General features: G+C 66.6%; 15 protein-coding genes. 10 read left to right on the plus strand and 5 right to left on the minus strand.

The features are described 5' to 3' along the window. Position 1: 1 nt before the first annotated feature. Positions 2-505, minus strand: coding sequence for a DUF2141 domain-containing protein (locus tag ACFQRC_RS05050; RefSeq protein WP_379958462.1), 504 nt, complete (start codon positions 503-505; stop codon positions 2-4). A gap of 127 nt (positions 506-632) precedes the next feature. On the opposite strand from ACFQRC_RS05050, the gene lptF reads away from it, so the two are divergent. The 3 genes from lptF to ACFQRC_RS05065 are packed head-to-tail and all read left to right on the plus strand — an operon-like array spanning position 633 to position 4,437. Further along, positions 633-1,847 carry an LPS export ABC transporter permease LptF gene (lptF, locus tag ACFQRC_RS05055; protein WP_379958465.1) on the plus strand — a complete coding sequence of 405 codons (1,215 nt, stop codon included), beginning with the start codon at positions 633-635 and terminating at the stop codon, positions 1,845-1,847. Beyond that, positions 1,844-2,941 carry an LPS export ABC transporter permease LptG gene (gene lptG, locus ACFQRC_RS05060; RefSeq protein ID WP_379958467.1) on the plus strand — a complete coding sequence of 366 codons (1,098 nt, stop codon included), beginning with the start codon at positions 1,844-1,846 and terminating at the stop codon, positions 2,939-2,941. The genes lptF and lptG overlap by 4 nt, the downstream gene beginning before the upstream one ends. After that, positions 2,938-4,437: a lipopolysaccharide biosynthesis protein gene (locus ACFQRC_RS05065; RefSeq protein ID WP_379958469.1), complete on the plus strand. Its 1,500-nt coding sequence runs from the start codon at positions 2,938-2,940 to the stop codon at positions 4,435-4,437. Before lptG ends, ACFQRC_RS05065 begins: the two co-directional genes overlap by 4 nt. A gap of 189 nt (positions 4,438-4,626) precedes the next feature. Here ACFQRC_RS05065 and ACFQRC_RS05070 read toward each other — a convergent pair whose 3' ends face one another. After that, the gene (locus tag ACFQRC_RS05070; RefSeq protein ID WP_379958471.1) at positions 4,627-7,413 is read right to left on the minus strand and encodes a sulfatase-like hydrolase/transferase; all 2,787 of its coding nucleotides are present in this window, start codon (positions 7,411-7,413) and stop codon (positions 4,627-4,629) included. Between the two features lie 733 nt (positions 7,414-8,146). Here ACFQRC_RS05070 and ACFQRC_RS05075 point away from each other — a divergent pair. The 5 genes from ACFQRC_RS05075 to ACFQRC_RS05095 all read left to right on the plus strand — a co-directional run bounded on the left by ACFQRC_RS05075 (position 8,147) and on the right by ACFQRC_RS05095 (position 11,402). Next, entirely contained in the window at positions 8,147-8,911 is a 765-nt protein-coding gene (locus tag ACFQRC_RS05075; RefSeq protein WP_379958473.1) for a sterol desaturase family protein, read from the plus strand. Continuing rightward, positions 8,908-10,056, plus strand: a complete 1,149-nt coding sequence (locus ACFQRC_RS05080) for a hypothetical protein (protein WP_379958475.1) — start codon at positions 8,908-8,910, stop codon at positions 10,054-10,056. The genes ACFQRC_RS05075 and ACFQRC_RS05080 overlap by 4 nt, the downstream gene beginning before the upstream one ends. An 85-nt stretch (positions 10,057-10,141) precedes the next feature. Continuing rightward, on the plus strand, positions 10,142-10,312 hold the full coding sequence (locus tag ACFQRC_RS05085; RefSeq protein WP_379958477.1) for a hypothetical protein: 171 nt from the start codon (positions 10,142-10,144) through the stop codon (positions 10,310-10,312). A 28-nt stretch (positions 10,313-10,340) separates the two neighbouring features. After that, positions 10,341-10,520, plus strand: coding sequence for a hypothetical protein (locus ACFQRC_RS05090; RefSeq protein WP_379958479.1), 180 nt, complete (start codon positions 10,341-10,343; stop codon positions 10,518-10,520). Positions 10,521-10,658: 138 nt separating this feature from the next. Next, positions 10,659-11,402, plus strand: a complete 744-nt coding sequence (locus ACFQRC_RS05095; RefSeq protein ID WP_379958481.1) for a Crp/Fnr family transcriptional regulator — start codon at positions 10,659-10,661, stop codon at positions 11,400-11,402. A gap of 3 nt (positions 11,403-11,405) precedes the next feature. On the opposite strand, the gene xth is transcribed toward ACFQRC_RS05095, so the two are convergent. Genes xth through ACFQRC_RS05110 form a run of 3 tightly spaced genes read right to left on the minus strand, consistent with a single transcriptional unit; the run spans position 11,406 to position 12,735 of the window. Next, positions 11,406-12,185, minus strand: coding sequence for an exodeoxyribonuclease III (xth, locus tag ACFQRC_RS05100; protein ID WP_379958483.1), 780 nt, complete (start codon positions 12,183-12,185; stop codon positions 11,406-11,408). Positions 12,186-12,216: 31 nt separating this feature from the next. Further along, positions 12,217-12,552 carry a HesB/IscA family protein gene (locus ACFQRC_RS05105; RefSeq protein WP_379958486.1) on the minus strand — a complete coding sequence of 112 codons (336 nt, stop codon included), beginning with the start codon at positions 12,550-12,552 and terminating at the stop codon, positions 12,217-12,219. A 36-nt stretch (positions 12,553-12,588) separates the two neighbouring features. Continuing rightward, positions 12,589-12,735 carry a hypothetical protein gene (locus tag ACFQRC_RS05110; RefSeq protein WP_379958488.1) on the minus strand — a complete coding sequence of 49 codons (147 nt, stop codon included), beginning with the start codon at positions 12,733-12,735 and terminating at the stop codon, positions 12,589-12,591. 125 nt (positions 12,736-12,860) lie between these two features. On the opposite strand from ACFQRC_RS05110, the gene purS reads away from it, so the two are divergent. Further along, positions 12,861-13,097, plus strand: a complete 237-nt coding sequence (gene purS / locus ACFQRC_RS05115) for a phosphoribosylformylglycinamidine synthase subunit PurS (RefSeq protein WP_379958491.1) — start codon at positions 12,861-12,863, stop codon at positions 13,095-13,097. 13 nt (positions 13,098-13,110) lie between these two features. After that, positions 13,111-13,776, plus strand: a complete 666-nt coding sequence (purQ, locus tag ACFQRC_RS05120; protein WP_379958494.1) for a phosphoribosylformylglycinamidine synthase subunit PurQ — start codon at positions 13,111-13,113, stop codon at positions 13,774-13,776. Positions 13,777-13,843 lie beyond the last annotated feature (67 nt).

A 13,843-nucleotide genomic window follows, 5' to 3' on the forward strand; every position in this document is an offset into this window, starting at 1 on the left:
GTCAGCTGCGCTTGATCGGTCCGACGGAAAGGCCCTGCTTGTAGTTGAGGATGACGTTCACCGGCCGCACGCTGTTGCCGATGGGGATCGTCACTTCATTATATTTGGGCTTCAGGTCGAAAAGCGAGATGTTCGGGTTGCGCGAGAAGCCGCCGCCGTCGCTCATCCCGGATTTGCCGTTGCCGTCGACGTCGTGGCGGACGGCGATCGCATAATTGCCCGCCTTGGGGACGGCGACGCAGACCCGCATCGCGCCCGAACCGGTCACCGGCAGGTCGATGCGGCGCAGCCACTTGCCCTTGACGAGGAAGTCGGAATTGCCCGGATAGAGCTGGACGCGAAGGTTGCCGCCGCGGGTCTTGAAGCCGCTGACGCTGACAAGCACGGCCGGAGAGCTCGCGCCGGTCTTGCACGACGCCGCGTCGGGGCCGAGCGCGGCCTGGGCCGCGGCGGGCGCCGCGAAGGCCAAGGCGCCGGCGGCGATGGAGGACATCAGTTTGAACATGACCAGTTCGCTCCTGGAAGCTATAGCCATGCGCGTCACGCGGGCATGGCCGGGTTGTCTCAAGCCCCCTTGCGCTTCGGAATCGAATATTCATGCGGCCAAAATATGGTCATGGGGCGTCTAAAAGTTGAGCATCGGCACGCTAACCGACCGGTATCTGGCCAGATTGATCGCGGTTCCGCTGATCGCGACCCTGGTCCTGTCGGCGATGCTGCTGCTGCTCGAGAAGATGCTGCGCCTGTTCGACTTCGTCGTCAGCGAGGGCGGGCCGGTCGGCGTCGTCTGGAAGATGCTCGCCAACATGATCCCCGAATATCTGGGGCTCGGCATCCCGATCGGCCTGATGCTGGGCATATTGCTCGCCTTCCGCCGGCTCGCGCTCTCCTCGGAGCTCGACACGTTGCGCGCGGTCGGCTTGAGCTACGGCCGGCTGCTGCGCGTGCCCTATCTCTACGCGGCGGCCCTGCTCCTCCTCAATCTCGGCATCGTCGGCTTCCTCCAGCCTTACGCCACCTACGCCTATGAAGGGCTCCAGTTCGAGCTCCGTTCCGGCGCGCTCGGCGCCTCGATCAAGGTCGGCGAGTTCAACCGGCTGGGCGAGCGCATGACCCTGCGCGTCGAGCGCAGCGACAATGAGGGGCGCGACCTTTCGGGCGTGTTCGTCCGCGCCGAGACCCGCGACGGCCGCACCCTGGCGGTGACCGCCGACAAGGGCACCTTCCTCGCCACCGACGATGCCGACACGATCATCCTCCGGCTGACGGAAGGGCGGCTGGTCCACGACGCGCCCGGCTACCGCGCGCCGCGCGTGCTGACCTTCGCCCGCCACGACCTTCCGATCGACCTCCCCGCGATCGAGAGCTTCCGCGGGCGCGGCGACGACAATGACGAGCTTACCCTCCCAGAGCTGGTGCGGATCGGCGGCAGCGACGCGGTGCCCGAGGAATTGCGCGACCGGACCCGCGCCAATTTCCACTTCCGCATGGTCGAGGTGGTGATGATGCTGCTGCTGCCGCTGGTCGCGGTGGCGCTGGCGGTGCCGCCCAAGCGCAGCACGTCGGGCCTCGGCATCTTCGTCTCGATCGTGATGGTGGTGACCTATCACAAGATCAACCAATATGCCGAGCAGATGGGGGCGCAGGGGCGGATCGATCCCGTGATCGCGCTCTGGACCCCGTTCGCGATATTCGCCGCGCTCATCGTCTGGATGTACTGGACGCTCGCCCACAAGCCAGGCGGCCAGCCGATCGGGGCGCTGGAGCGCGTCTTCGCCAAGCTCGGCAAGGCGGTGCGGCGGATGCTCGGCATCGGCCGGCGGCGCGGCGCGGTGGCGGCCGAATGATCAACATCCACTTCTTCCCCTCGCGGCGGATCGCGCTCTACATGGCGAAGACCTTCGTGCTGCGCAGCATGGCCGTGCTCGTCGCCTTGGTGCTCATCCTCCAGACGCTCGACCTGCTGGGCGAATCCGGCAAGATATTGCGCCAGGCCGGCAATGGCGACAGCGACCTCTGGTATTACGTCTCGCTGCGCTTCCCCCAATTGGTGGCGCGCTTCCTGCCTTTCTCGGTGCTCCTGGGAACCCTCATCACGCTTGCGACGATGAACCAGAATAGCGAGATCGTCAGCATGAAGGCGGCCGGCATCTCGGCCCATCAGATCATCGCGCCCTTGGTGCTGGCGAGCTTCGCCATCGCCGCTTTGGCCTTCCTCTTTTCCGAGACGATCGTCACCCGCGCGACCGCCAAGCTCAACGACTGGCAGGCGGTCGACTATGGCCCGCTCGCGCCCGGCGACGGCGTCGCCGCCAACGCCTGGGTGCGCGCCGGCGACGACCTCATCCGCGCCGGGCAGGTGACCGGCGCCGGCGCCGGCACCCGCCTCCACGACGTCAGCCTCTACGACCGGGCGGGCGGAAGGCTGGTGGCGATCGTCACCGCCGAGCGCGCCCGACCGGCCGAGGGCGGATGGCGGCTGGATGAGGTCGAGCGTTTCGACGTCGTCACCACCGCCACCACCAGCGCGCCGTCGCTGGTCGCCGCCCGCGGCGTCACGCCGGACCAGTTCACCCTGGCCGACGTCAGGGCCGACGAGCAGGATATCGTCGCGCTCTCGCGCTCGATCGACGATCTCGAAGCCGCCGGGTTTCCGACCGACGCGCTGAAGGCCGGGCTGTGGCACAAGATATCGGGTCCGCTGTCGGCGGTGCTGATGCCGCTGCTCGCGGCGGTGGCGGCGTTCGGCCTCGCCCGGTCGGGCCAGCTCTTCGTCCGCGCGGTGATCGGCATGGGGCTTGGGTTCGCTTATTTCGTGGTCGACAATTTCGCCCTCGCGATGGGCAATCTCGGCGCCTATCCGCCTCTGCTCGCCGCCTGGGCGCCGTTCGCTTTGTTCCTGCTCATCGGCGAGACGGTGCTGATCCGGACCGAGGAATGACGGATATCACCCGGGGCGATGTCGCGCGCGGCGCCGGGCTCGCCGGCTTCGCCCGGGCCGGCGCCCTCATCGAGGCGCTCGCCCAGCCGCTCTTCATCTGGCTGTTCGGCCTCGCCACCTACGGCCTCTATGTGGTGTTGTGGGGCGCGATCAACTTCGTCTCCAACCTCGTCGACCTGTCGATGACGAGCGCGCTCCAGCGGATCGTCCCCGCCGCCGATTCGAACGAAGCCGCCCACGCGGCGGTGAAGCTGGCGCTTTTCGTCTCGATCCTCCCGGCCGCTTTCATCGCCGGCCTTGTGTCGCTCAACGCCGAGGCGGTCGCCGCTTTGGTCTCCGCCGCGCCCGAGGACCGCGCCACTCTGCCCCAGGCGATCCGCCTGTTTGCCTGGGCCTTGCCCTTGTGGACCTTCGTCGAGGTCGCCACCTCCGCCGCCCGCGCCCGCCGCGCCTTCGGCCCCGAGATACGCCTGCGCATCTTCTGGGAGCAGATCGCGCGCATCCTGTTCGCCTTGCTCTTCTTCGCCGCCGGTTTCCGCAACATCGGGCTGATGGCCGCGCATCTCGCGTCGCTCGCGCTCACCGCCGCTTTGTGCGTGCCCCTGCTCGGGCGCTATTACGACCTCCGCCTGATCCTTAGCGCCCGCATCGGCGGGGGCATGGCGCGTCTGTTGCTCGGCACCGGCCTCGCCTTGCTCCCCGCCAACCTCTCCCGCCGCCTGCTGATCGACGCGCCGCCGGTCATTCTCAACCTGATGCTGCCGGGCACGCGCGGCGCGGTGGCGGCCGGCCTGTTCGAGATCGCGCGCAAGATCTCGACCGTCCCGCTCGTCGTGCGCCAGGCCTTCCAATATGTGATGGCGCCTTTGTCCTCGGCCCAGGCGCGGGCCGACCGGGCGGCGATCGGCCCGCTCTACCGCTTCGCCAGCCGCGTCTCGACCGCTCTGGTCGTGCCGCTGGCCGGCCTGCTCGTCTTCGCCGGCGCCGACATATTGAGCGTCTACCGCCCGGAAGCGGCGGCCGCCCTCCCCTTGCTCTACGTGCTGGTAACGGCGCGCGCGGCCGAGGCCGTGGTCGGCCCGGCGACTCCGATCGTCGAGATGACCGGCCACCGCATCCTGCCTCTGGTCAACAGCCTCGCCGGGGTCGCGCTCTGGGCCGCCCTCGCCGCCTGGCTGGTGCCCGGCATGGGCGCGCTCGGCATGGCCTTCGCGGTCGGCGCGGCGACCATCGCCGTCGCCTACGCCGCGACCCTGGAGCTGCGCCTGAGCGACAACCTCACCCCCTTCGACCGCAAGCTCTTCTTCGGCCTCGCCGTCGCGCTGGCGGGCGTGGGGCTGATGGCGCTGGCCGAAAACTGGACCCGAGGCCCTTTGCGCTTCGCCCTGGTCCTGGCATTGTGGATGGCGACCAGCTGGTCCGCCCTCCGCCTCGGCCTCCAACGCGCCGACCGCGAAGCGCTGGGGGGATTCGCGCGGTGGATGCGGCTGGTGTGAAGGCGAGGCTGCGGACGAAGGCCGACCGCCTGAAGTGATGTGCTCCAATTAGGTATTGCGTCCCTGGAATTCTCGCGTCCCTGGAATTCTCTCGCTTCTGAGTAGGTTTCGCGATCATCGTCCCCGGAACCTGCCATCGCAACGAATGCGGGTGGCTTAGCGGGCGTCCAGGACGCGGTGCGGGCCGCGCTAGAGCACGAAGTCCGCGTTCACCGGCACAAGCACATTCTCCAGCCGGATCGAGAAGTCGGCCGCGCCGTCCCCATCGGTGTCACCCTCGATGAAGGTCGAGCCATCCGCGCTCTCATAGCGCAATTGACCTGCATTCCCGTCGAAGGCGCGATCACCGATGAAGCGGAAGCGCTGGTTGCCGGCCGCGCCGGCGTCGGCGTCTAATCCCTTCAGATTGACCCGGTCGCCCTCCACCGTGCTGAAATCGAGGATGATGTCGGCGCCAGCGCGCTCGGCCGCGCTATCGCCTTCGCCGAACATGAACATATCGCGGCCGGTGCCGCCGGAGAGCTTATCACGCCCGCCGCCACCAGTCAGCCGGTCGTCATCGCCGCCTCCTTCGATCAGGTCCGCACCGTCGTTCCCGACCAGCCGGTCGTTGCCCGCCGCTCCCACGATATGGTCGTCGCCATCGTTGCCCTGGATGAAATCCAGTCCGTCGCCACCGTCCAGGGCGTCGTTCCCCGCCATGCCCATCAGCCGGTCATTTCCGGCGCCACCATCGACGACATCGTCGTCCTGCCCCCCGTTGAGCATGTCGGCGCCGCCCAGGCCCGAAAGTTCGTCGATCCCCGATCGCCCCATGATCCGATTGGCGACGGCCGATCCCGACACGCCGTCGTCGAACGCCGAGCCTTCTACGTCCTCGACCCGAACGACCCGTGAGACCGCGTCAGCGATGGCGCTCTTGTCGACCAGGTCGACGGAGACGGCCAGGGCCGAGGCCGCGAACGAGACGAGGTCGCTTCCCTCACCCCCGTCCAGCGTGTCCGCGCCTCCCCCGCCAGCGAGGACATCATCGCCGGCGCCAGCCTTGATGACGTTGTCGAACTGGTCGCCGGCAAGGGTGTCGGCGAAGGCGGAGCCGGACAGGTTTTCGAAATTGAGCAAGCTGTCGGTGCCCGCGCCGATCGTGTCCTGCGGCCCTTCAACGGCCAGGCTGAGCGTGACGCCGGCGGCCGCGCCTTCATAGGAAGCGGTGTCGGTGTCCCAACCGCCATCCAAGTCGTCGTTGCCAGCCCCGCCCTCTACTCGGTCTGTGCCTTCGCTGGCGAAGATGACATCGTTGCCGGCGCCGCCCCAAAGGAGGTCGCGACCGAACGCACCCTGGACGTAATCGTCCCCGGCGCCACCGTCGGCAGTACCGGGCCCCCAGACGCGAATGAAATCGTTACCGCCCAGACCCTCGACCAGTCCGCTGCCGAGCATGAAGTTGTCGAGCGAATTGCCGATCAACACCTTGTCGCCGTCGCCGCCCCGCTTGAGCTGCAAATTCTCGACATGGTCGGGAAGGGTGAAGCTCTCCGACGTATAGACGGTGTCGATCCCGCCGCCTTCCGCTTCGACGATCGTGGCCGCGCCGTCGCCGATGAAATAAATGTCGTCGCCGTCGCCGCCCGCGACCTGCCCGGCGCCTGGCCGAAGCACGAAGCTCTCGGCGCCGGCGGTACCGTCGGCCGTCTGGCCAGGCTCGATCCACAGCCAGCCGTCGGCGACCAGCTCGGACTGCAACCGCGTGTCGAGCATGTCCCGCACCGTCTCCCATGCCGGATCGTCGGCGAGGTTCGTCCACTGGTGCGGATCGTTGACGAGGTCGTACAGCTCGGCCGATCCGTCCTCGTAGCGGATGAAGCGATAGGCATTGTCGCGGATCGCCGCGCTGCCATACATCGTGGTGATCGCTACGCCGTCGTCGGTCAGCGTCGGATCCTCGATGAAGTCGCGCAGCGACCGCCCTGACAGCCCCTCGGGCGCCTCAAGCCCCATCAGGTCGAGGACCGTCGGCATCATATCGACCAGCTCGACCGCCTGGCCGACCCTCTGGCCGTCATCTTCCTGCCCGGGCAGCGCCAGCACGAATGGCGCGCGCGCTGCTTCTTCCCACAGGGTGAACTTGTGCCAGTTATCCTTGTCGCCGAGATGATAGCCATGGTCGGTCCACAGCAGGATAGCGGTATCGTCCATCTGGCCATTGGCTTCGAGCGTGTCGATCACTCGGCCGAGCATAGCGTCGGCGAAGGAAATGCTGGCGAAATAGCCCTGAAGCGCCATCTTCCACGCATCGGCCGTGATCACCTGATCGTGGAGATGGTCGTAGACCAGTTCCCGCATGAATGCCGGCACGTCGGAGAGGTCGCCGGCAAGCACCTCCGGTAGCTCGATCTGGTCGAGTGGATATAGGTCGAAAAACTCCTGGGGAACGACCCAGCCGAGATGCGGCTTGGCGATGCCGAGAAAGATCGCGAATGGATCGTCGCCGGCAGCGTTGAGCTGGGCGATGGCATGGTCGGTCGCAAGGTAATCGCCTTGCTGCTCCAGCGGCAGCGACGAGGGGTGCGGGTCCGAAACACCGGAATCTTCGTAGAGTCCACCCTCTGTGCGATACCGGAAATCTGCGACAGCGGCCGAGACGCCATCCGGCATCTCGTGCTGGTGGAATATCTTGCCGATGACGCTTGTCTGGAAGCCCGCGCTCTTCAGGACGCCCGGGAGGGTCTGCCCGGGCGCGACATGCTCGTACCAGAACTCGTAATTGTGGTGAACCGCGGTGAGGCCCGGGTTGAGCCCGCTCAGCGCCGAAGTCCGGGAGGCATTACAGACCGCGATCTGAGCGTAGGCGTTCTCGAACGTCGTACCCATCGCCATGATGCGGTCGATGTTCGGCGTCTGGATCAGTCCCGGATAGGTCGACTTGATGAACGCGAAGGCGTTCAGGTCGTCGAAGGTCACTGACAGGAAATTCATCGCGGCGACACTATAGCAGCCCGCCAGCATAGGCCAGACTACGCCCTAGGTGCGAGAGGTGTTCGAGAGACACAATACTTAATTCGCCCGCGACGGGGCATTCGGCGCGGCGCGTTCAGGCAGGATCCTGCTCGGCCCCCGATCCCGAACCTCAATATAGAAGGCGGGGCCGCGCGGGAAACGCCTTTCCTACAATCCCCGGTTCATGGTCCAATCCCCGGATGGAGAAGCACGATCATGGCCTGGCCCGCTTCGCCCCGGCGCGGCGGGCGGACGGTCGACCAGCCGGCGACACGCTCCGACCTCGTCTTCTCAGGCACTTGCCTTCGCGCGCATCGAATCCGTCATCGCATCGGCACGCAAGCCGCTGCCCCACCACATTTTTCCGCGCGGAGGGCCGCAAAAAGCCGCCTCACTCCAGAAACTTCGTGAACTTCGACGCAAATCCGCGCCTTTTTCCGGCCGTTCCCGCCCAAACCGTGCCCTCGACCGCCAGTCCGGAAGCGCGGGAACGCGAAAAATCGCGCGACGGACGGGCCGATCCGCGCCCGGCCTTGCCGCGAATGCGCGCCGGTCGACCGCGAATCGGGGCGGCGGCTTTCGCGCGCCGCGCCCCTGTCCAAAAACCGCCTTATTGCCAATTCATGACGGGGACAGATAGAGAGTGGCAGTGCCGCGTCGGCGCCCATTCGACGGCAAATTCCCAGTTCGACGACAAATTCGAGGTACCAAGGTGAAAATCGCAACGTCCACGCGTCCGGATTTCTGGAACCGTTCGCATCATCTCGATCGGATGACGCTGAAGGAGCTGGTCGTCGCTTATGCGCAATATCCGGCGATCATCGCTTATGGGCTGCTGTCGCTGGCCGCGCTCGGCCTCTATGCGTGGCGGCCGGCGCCGCTCGTGCCGACGCTCGCCGCCGTCGCCGTCTCGGCGCTGGTCTACCCGCTGGTCTGGTATGTGCTCCACCGTTGGGTGCTGCACAGCCGCTGGATGTTCAAGGTGCCGCTGCTCGCCGCGACCTGGAAGCGCATCCATTACGATCATCACCAGGATCCCAATCATCTGGAAGTGCTGTTCGGCGCGCTCCACACGACGTTGCCGACCATCGCCATCGCCACCGCCCCGATCGGCTATGCTATCGGTGGCTTCGGCGGCGCCTGCATCGCCTTCGCGACGGGCCTGCTGACGACCTGCCTCTACGAATTCGTCCACTGCATTCAGCACCTCGCCTACAAGCCCAAATCGAAATGGGTGGCGGAGATGAAGAAGCGGCACATGGCCCATCATTTCCACGACGAGAACGGCAATTACGGGATCACCACCTTCTTCTGGGACAAATTGTTCGGCACCTTCTACGATCGCGCCGAGCGCCCGGATAAGAGCCCGACCGTGTTCAACTTGGGCTACACGCCCGAGGTGGCGGAGAAGTGGCCCAGGGTCGCCGAGCTTTCCGGCGGCGTGGCCGAAGGGCATCCGCGCCAGCGCGAGCGGTGACGACCACGATCCGCCGGGTCGAGGGCGCGGCCGACCTCAAGGCGTTCGTCGATCACCAATGGACCGCCAATGCCGGTGATCCGCATTGGGTGCCGCCGCTCAAGAGCGAGGTCCACGGCCTGCTCGATCCGCGCGCCAATCCCTGGTTCGATCATGCCGAGGCGGCCTTGTTCCTCGCCGAGCGCGACGGCCGGATCGTCGGCCGCGTCTCGGCGCAGGTCGACCGGCTGGTGCTGGCCATGCCCGCCGACCAGGGCGGCGGCGCGGGGACCGGCCATTGGGGCATGTTCGAGGCCGCCGACGCCGAGGCTGCCGCGGCGCTGCTGGGGGCGGCGGAGGACTGGCTGAGGGCGCGCGGCATGACGCGGGCGATGGGGCCGTTCAGCCTGTCGATTTGGGACGAGCCCGGCCTGCTGGTCAAGGGCCACGACCACGCGCCGACGGTGATGATGGGCCATCACAAGGCGGCCTACCAGGAGTGGGTCGAGGCGGCCGGATATGGCGGCGCCAAGGATCTCTACACCTACGAGCTCGACATCACCCAGACGATGCCGCCGCTCGTCCAGCGGATCATCGCGATGGGCGAGAAGAACCCGCGCATCCGCGTCCGCAAGGTCGACAAGAGCCGGTTCGACGCGGAGGCGGCGATCATCCTCGGCCTGCTCAACGACGCCTGGGGCCGCAACTGGGGCTTCGTGCCGCTGACCGACGCCGAGATCGCTTATGCCGGCAAGAAGCTGAAGCCGATCGTGTTTGAGGATTTGATCCGCATCGCCGAGCTGGACGGCGAGCCGGTCGCGTTCATGATCACTTTGCCCGACCTCAACGAATTCACCCGCGACCTCGACGGACGCCTGTTTCCGTTCGGCTGGGCGAAATTGCTGTGGCGCCTGAGGAATCCGAGGGTGCGGACGATGCGGGTGCCGCTGATGGGCGTCGCATCCCGGCTGCAATCGACGCGGCTGGCGAGCCAGCTCGCTTTCATGCTGATCGAATATATCCGCCGCGCGTCGATCGAGCGCTACGGCGCGACGCGTGGCGAGATCGGCTGGATCCTCGACGACAATCTGGGCATGCGCGCCATCGCCGAGACGATCGAGAGCCACGTCAACCGGGTGTACCGGCTCTACGAAAAGCCGCTGTGACGCTTCGCCCGGCCGCTAACCCAGGTTGTCGACGGCCCGGTGAAACGCCTCTATCCATTGGAAAATAAAGTGGATGGAGAGGGTGATGGGTTCAGATGACGCCGCCTATTTCGCGAGCCGCGCCGAGGCCGAGCGGGCGCTGGCCGAAAGCGCGGCGCACCCGAACGCGGTGGAGGCCCATCGTCGGCTCGCCGCCTCCTATCTCCAGCGCCCCCAAAGCGGGGTAGCGCCCCCTCCCCTCGCCGACGAAGGATAAGGCGGTCTCGTTCCGGTCGCGACGTGGCATGGAGAAGGAGCTGGAATATCTCACCCGGCGGCTGTTCGAGGAACGCGGCGCCGCGGCGAGCGCGCGCTCTCGCGAAGCCAAGGAACGGCACCTCTTGCGCGCCGGCGAATATGCGATGAAGGTCCGCGGCCTGGAAACCGGCGCCGGAACGGCAAGCGAGCCGCCGCCGCGACCCTAACCCATGTTGGCCGGGCGCCCCAATAATGATTAGAGCCCCCTCCCTAAATGGTTTAAGGTGAAACCATCACCGGCCCTATCTTGGCTTGCTGGTGGCTGAGAGACCGTTTGCGCTCCCGCCTGTGGAGAGCCTTGCGTCATGCCGTTTCCGGATACCCTGATGCCGATGGTGACGAAGCTCCAGATGTGGACGCGGCTGGACGATGCGGATCGCGACGCGGTGCTGGCATTGCCGCACCGGCTGCGCGCGCTTCGGGCGCACGAGTTCATCGTCCGCGATGGCGACGAGCCGAGGCATTCGTGCCTGATCCTTTCCGGCTACGCCATCCGCCACAAGCTGACCGGAAGCGGCGGACGGCAGATCATGTCGATCCACATGAAGGGAGACATAGTCGATCTCCAGAACTCGCTGCTGCGCAGCGCCGATCATAATGTGCAGACGCTGAACGATGTCGAAGCGGCGTTCATCCCGATCGCGGCGATCGAGGAGATCGCCGTCGGGCGCCCGAATTTGGGCAAGGCGATGTGGAACGAGACTTTGGTCGACGGCGCGATCTTCCGGGAATGGACGCTCAACATCGGGCGCCGCGACGCCCGAACGCGAATGGGCCATATGCTGTGCGAGTTTGCCCTGCGGCTGGAAACGGTCGGGCTCGGCGAGCAATGCCAATATGAGCTGCCGATGACGCAGGAACAGCTCGCCGACGCGCTCGGCCTCACCTCGGTCCACGTCAACCGGACGCTGAAGGCGCTTGCCGCGGAGGGTCTGATCGAACGGACCAACCGGTCGGTGCGGATACCGGACTGGAAGAAGCTGGCGGAGATCGCCGACTTCGACAGCCGCTACCTCCATCTCGACCAGCGCCTGCCCGCGGCGACCTGAAGCTCAATCCTCCAGCATCACCCAGGTCGGAGCGTGGTCCGACGCTTTCTCGCGGCCGCGATAGTCCTTGTCGACGCCGGCATCGAGCAGGCGGTCGGCGGCTTGGGGGCTGAGCAGCAGATGGTCGATGCGAAAGCCGGCGTCGCGCTGCCAGCAGCCGGCGGTATAATCCCAGAACGTATAGACGGCGCCTTCGGGATGGCGGACGCGGATGGCGTCGGCATAGCCCAGATGGACGATCCGGCGGAGCGCGGCGCGGCTTTCGGGCTGCATCAGCGCGTCGTTCGCCATGGCGCGAACCGAAAAGACGTCATCGTGGCCGGGGGTGGGAATGACGTTGTAATCGCCGGCCAGCACGACCGGCACTTCCTCGGCGAGCACCTCGGCCGCGTGGGCGCGGAGCCGGTCTAGCCAGGCGAGCTTGTAGTCGAACTTGGGGCCGGGCCGGGGATTGCCGTTGGGCAGATAGATCGAGCCGATCACAATTCCGGCGACTTCGGCCTCGATATAGCGGCTATGGGTGTCGTCGGGATCGCCGGGGAGGCCCGTCCGGCGCAGCGTCGGCTCGGCGCCGCGGGCGAGGATGGCGACGCCGTTGAAGCCCTTCTGGCCGTGCCAGACGGTGCCGTAGCCGGCGGCTTCGACATCGGCCGCCGGGAAGGAATCGTCGGCGCATTTCAGCTCCTGCAGACAGAGCGCGTCGGGCTTCTGCTCGTCCAGATATTCGAGCAGCCGCGGCAGCCGGGCGCGGATGCCGTTCACATTATAGGTGACGATCTTCATCGCACTGGCTTAGCGGGCCGCGCCCGGCGCGTCACACCGAAAAGCTGGTGCCGCAGCCGCAGCCGGAGGCGGCGTTGGGGTTGGTGACCTGGAAGGAGGCGCCGCCCAGCGATTCGACATAATCGACCGCGCAGCCGCGGACGAGGTCGAGGCTGATCTCGTCGACCACCAAGGTAACGCCATCGCGCGAGGCGGCGGTGTCGCCAGTCTCGACCGCCTCGGCCAGGCCGAAGCGATATTGGAAGCCCGCGCAGCCGCCGCCGTCGACGGCGAGGCGCAGGATCGCAGGCTTGCCCTGGCGCGCGGCGATGGCCGCCACCCGCGCGGCGGCCGAGGGTGTGAGGTCGATTTCGGGGGCTTCGTTCATGGTCGGGAGATAGGCGCGGGGTCGCCGCCGGACAAGCTATCGGGTCCGATAGCCGCAGATGATGCCGAACAGGAAGGACATGAACAAGGCGAGCTGCACCTGTCCGCTGGGGTCGCTCCAGCCCATCAGCTTCGCGCCGAACGCGAACAGGCCGATGAACATTCCCAGCGCCAAGCCCATCATGGGCCTTCTCCTAAAGCGAACTGCCCACCTTCATGCCACGGCGAGGTAAATCCAAAGTGAAAACTTGTGCGGCGGACGCCGCTTCGCCATAGGAGCGCCAACCCGAAATTCGTGGAGCCGAAGCGATGAAGACCCGCGTTTACGTCACGCTCAAGAACGGCGTCCTCGACCCGCAGGGCAAGGCCATCCACCATGCGCTGGAAGGCCTGGGCTTCGCCGGCGTCAACGATGTGCGCGCCGGCAAGCTGATCGAGCTCGACCTTGAAGAGGGCGTGAGCGAGGACGATGTCGAGGCAATGTGCCGCAAATTGCTCGCCAACACCGTGATCGAGAATTTCCGCATCGAGCGGCAGGCCGCGTAGAGGAACCTTCGAGATGAAGAGCGCCGTCATCGTCTTCCCCGGCTCCAATTGCGACCGCGACCTCGCCGTGGCGATCCGCGAGGTGAGCGGCGAGGCGCCGCTCATGGTCTGGCACCGGGAAACCGAGCTGCCCGAAGGGCTGGACCTGATCGCGGTGCCGGGCGGCTTTTCCTATGGCGACTATCTCCGCTCCGGCGCGATGGCGGCGCAATCGCCGGTGATGCGGGCGGTGAAGGAGACGGCCGAGCGAGGCGTATCGGTGCTCGGCATCTGCAACGGCTTCCAGATATTGACCGAGACCGGGCTGTTGCCGGGCGCGCTGATGCGCAACGCCGGAATCAGCTTCGTCTGCCGCGACGTGCCGCTCAAGGTCGAGAACAGCCAGTCCGCATTCACCAGCCGCTACCAGGCGGGCGAGAAGATCGTCATCCCCGTCGCCCATCATGACGGCAATTACACCGCCGACGAGGACACGCTCGACCGGCTTGAAGGGGAAGGCCGGGTCGTATTCCGCTATCGCGCCGAGACCAACGGATCGGCGCGCGCCATTGCCGGCATCGTCAACGAGGCCGGCAACGTGCTCGGCATGATGCCGCATCCCGAGCGGATGATCGAGCCGGCCCATGGCGGCAGCGACGGCCGGCGGCTTTTCGAGGGCCTGATCGAATCGCTGGCCTGAGCAAGCGGGCGGCAGCCGCCTCCGGCTCGCTCTGGCTCGTCCCTGGCGGTCTGCTGTAGGGCATTCG

This window comes from Enterovirga sp. GCM10030262, from assembly GCF_042666435.1.
Taxonomy (GTDB): domain Bacteria; phylum Pseudomonadota; class Alphaproteobacteria; order Sphingomonadales; family Sphingomonadaceae; genus Allosphingosinicella.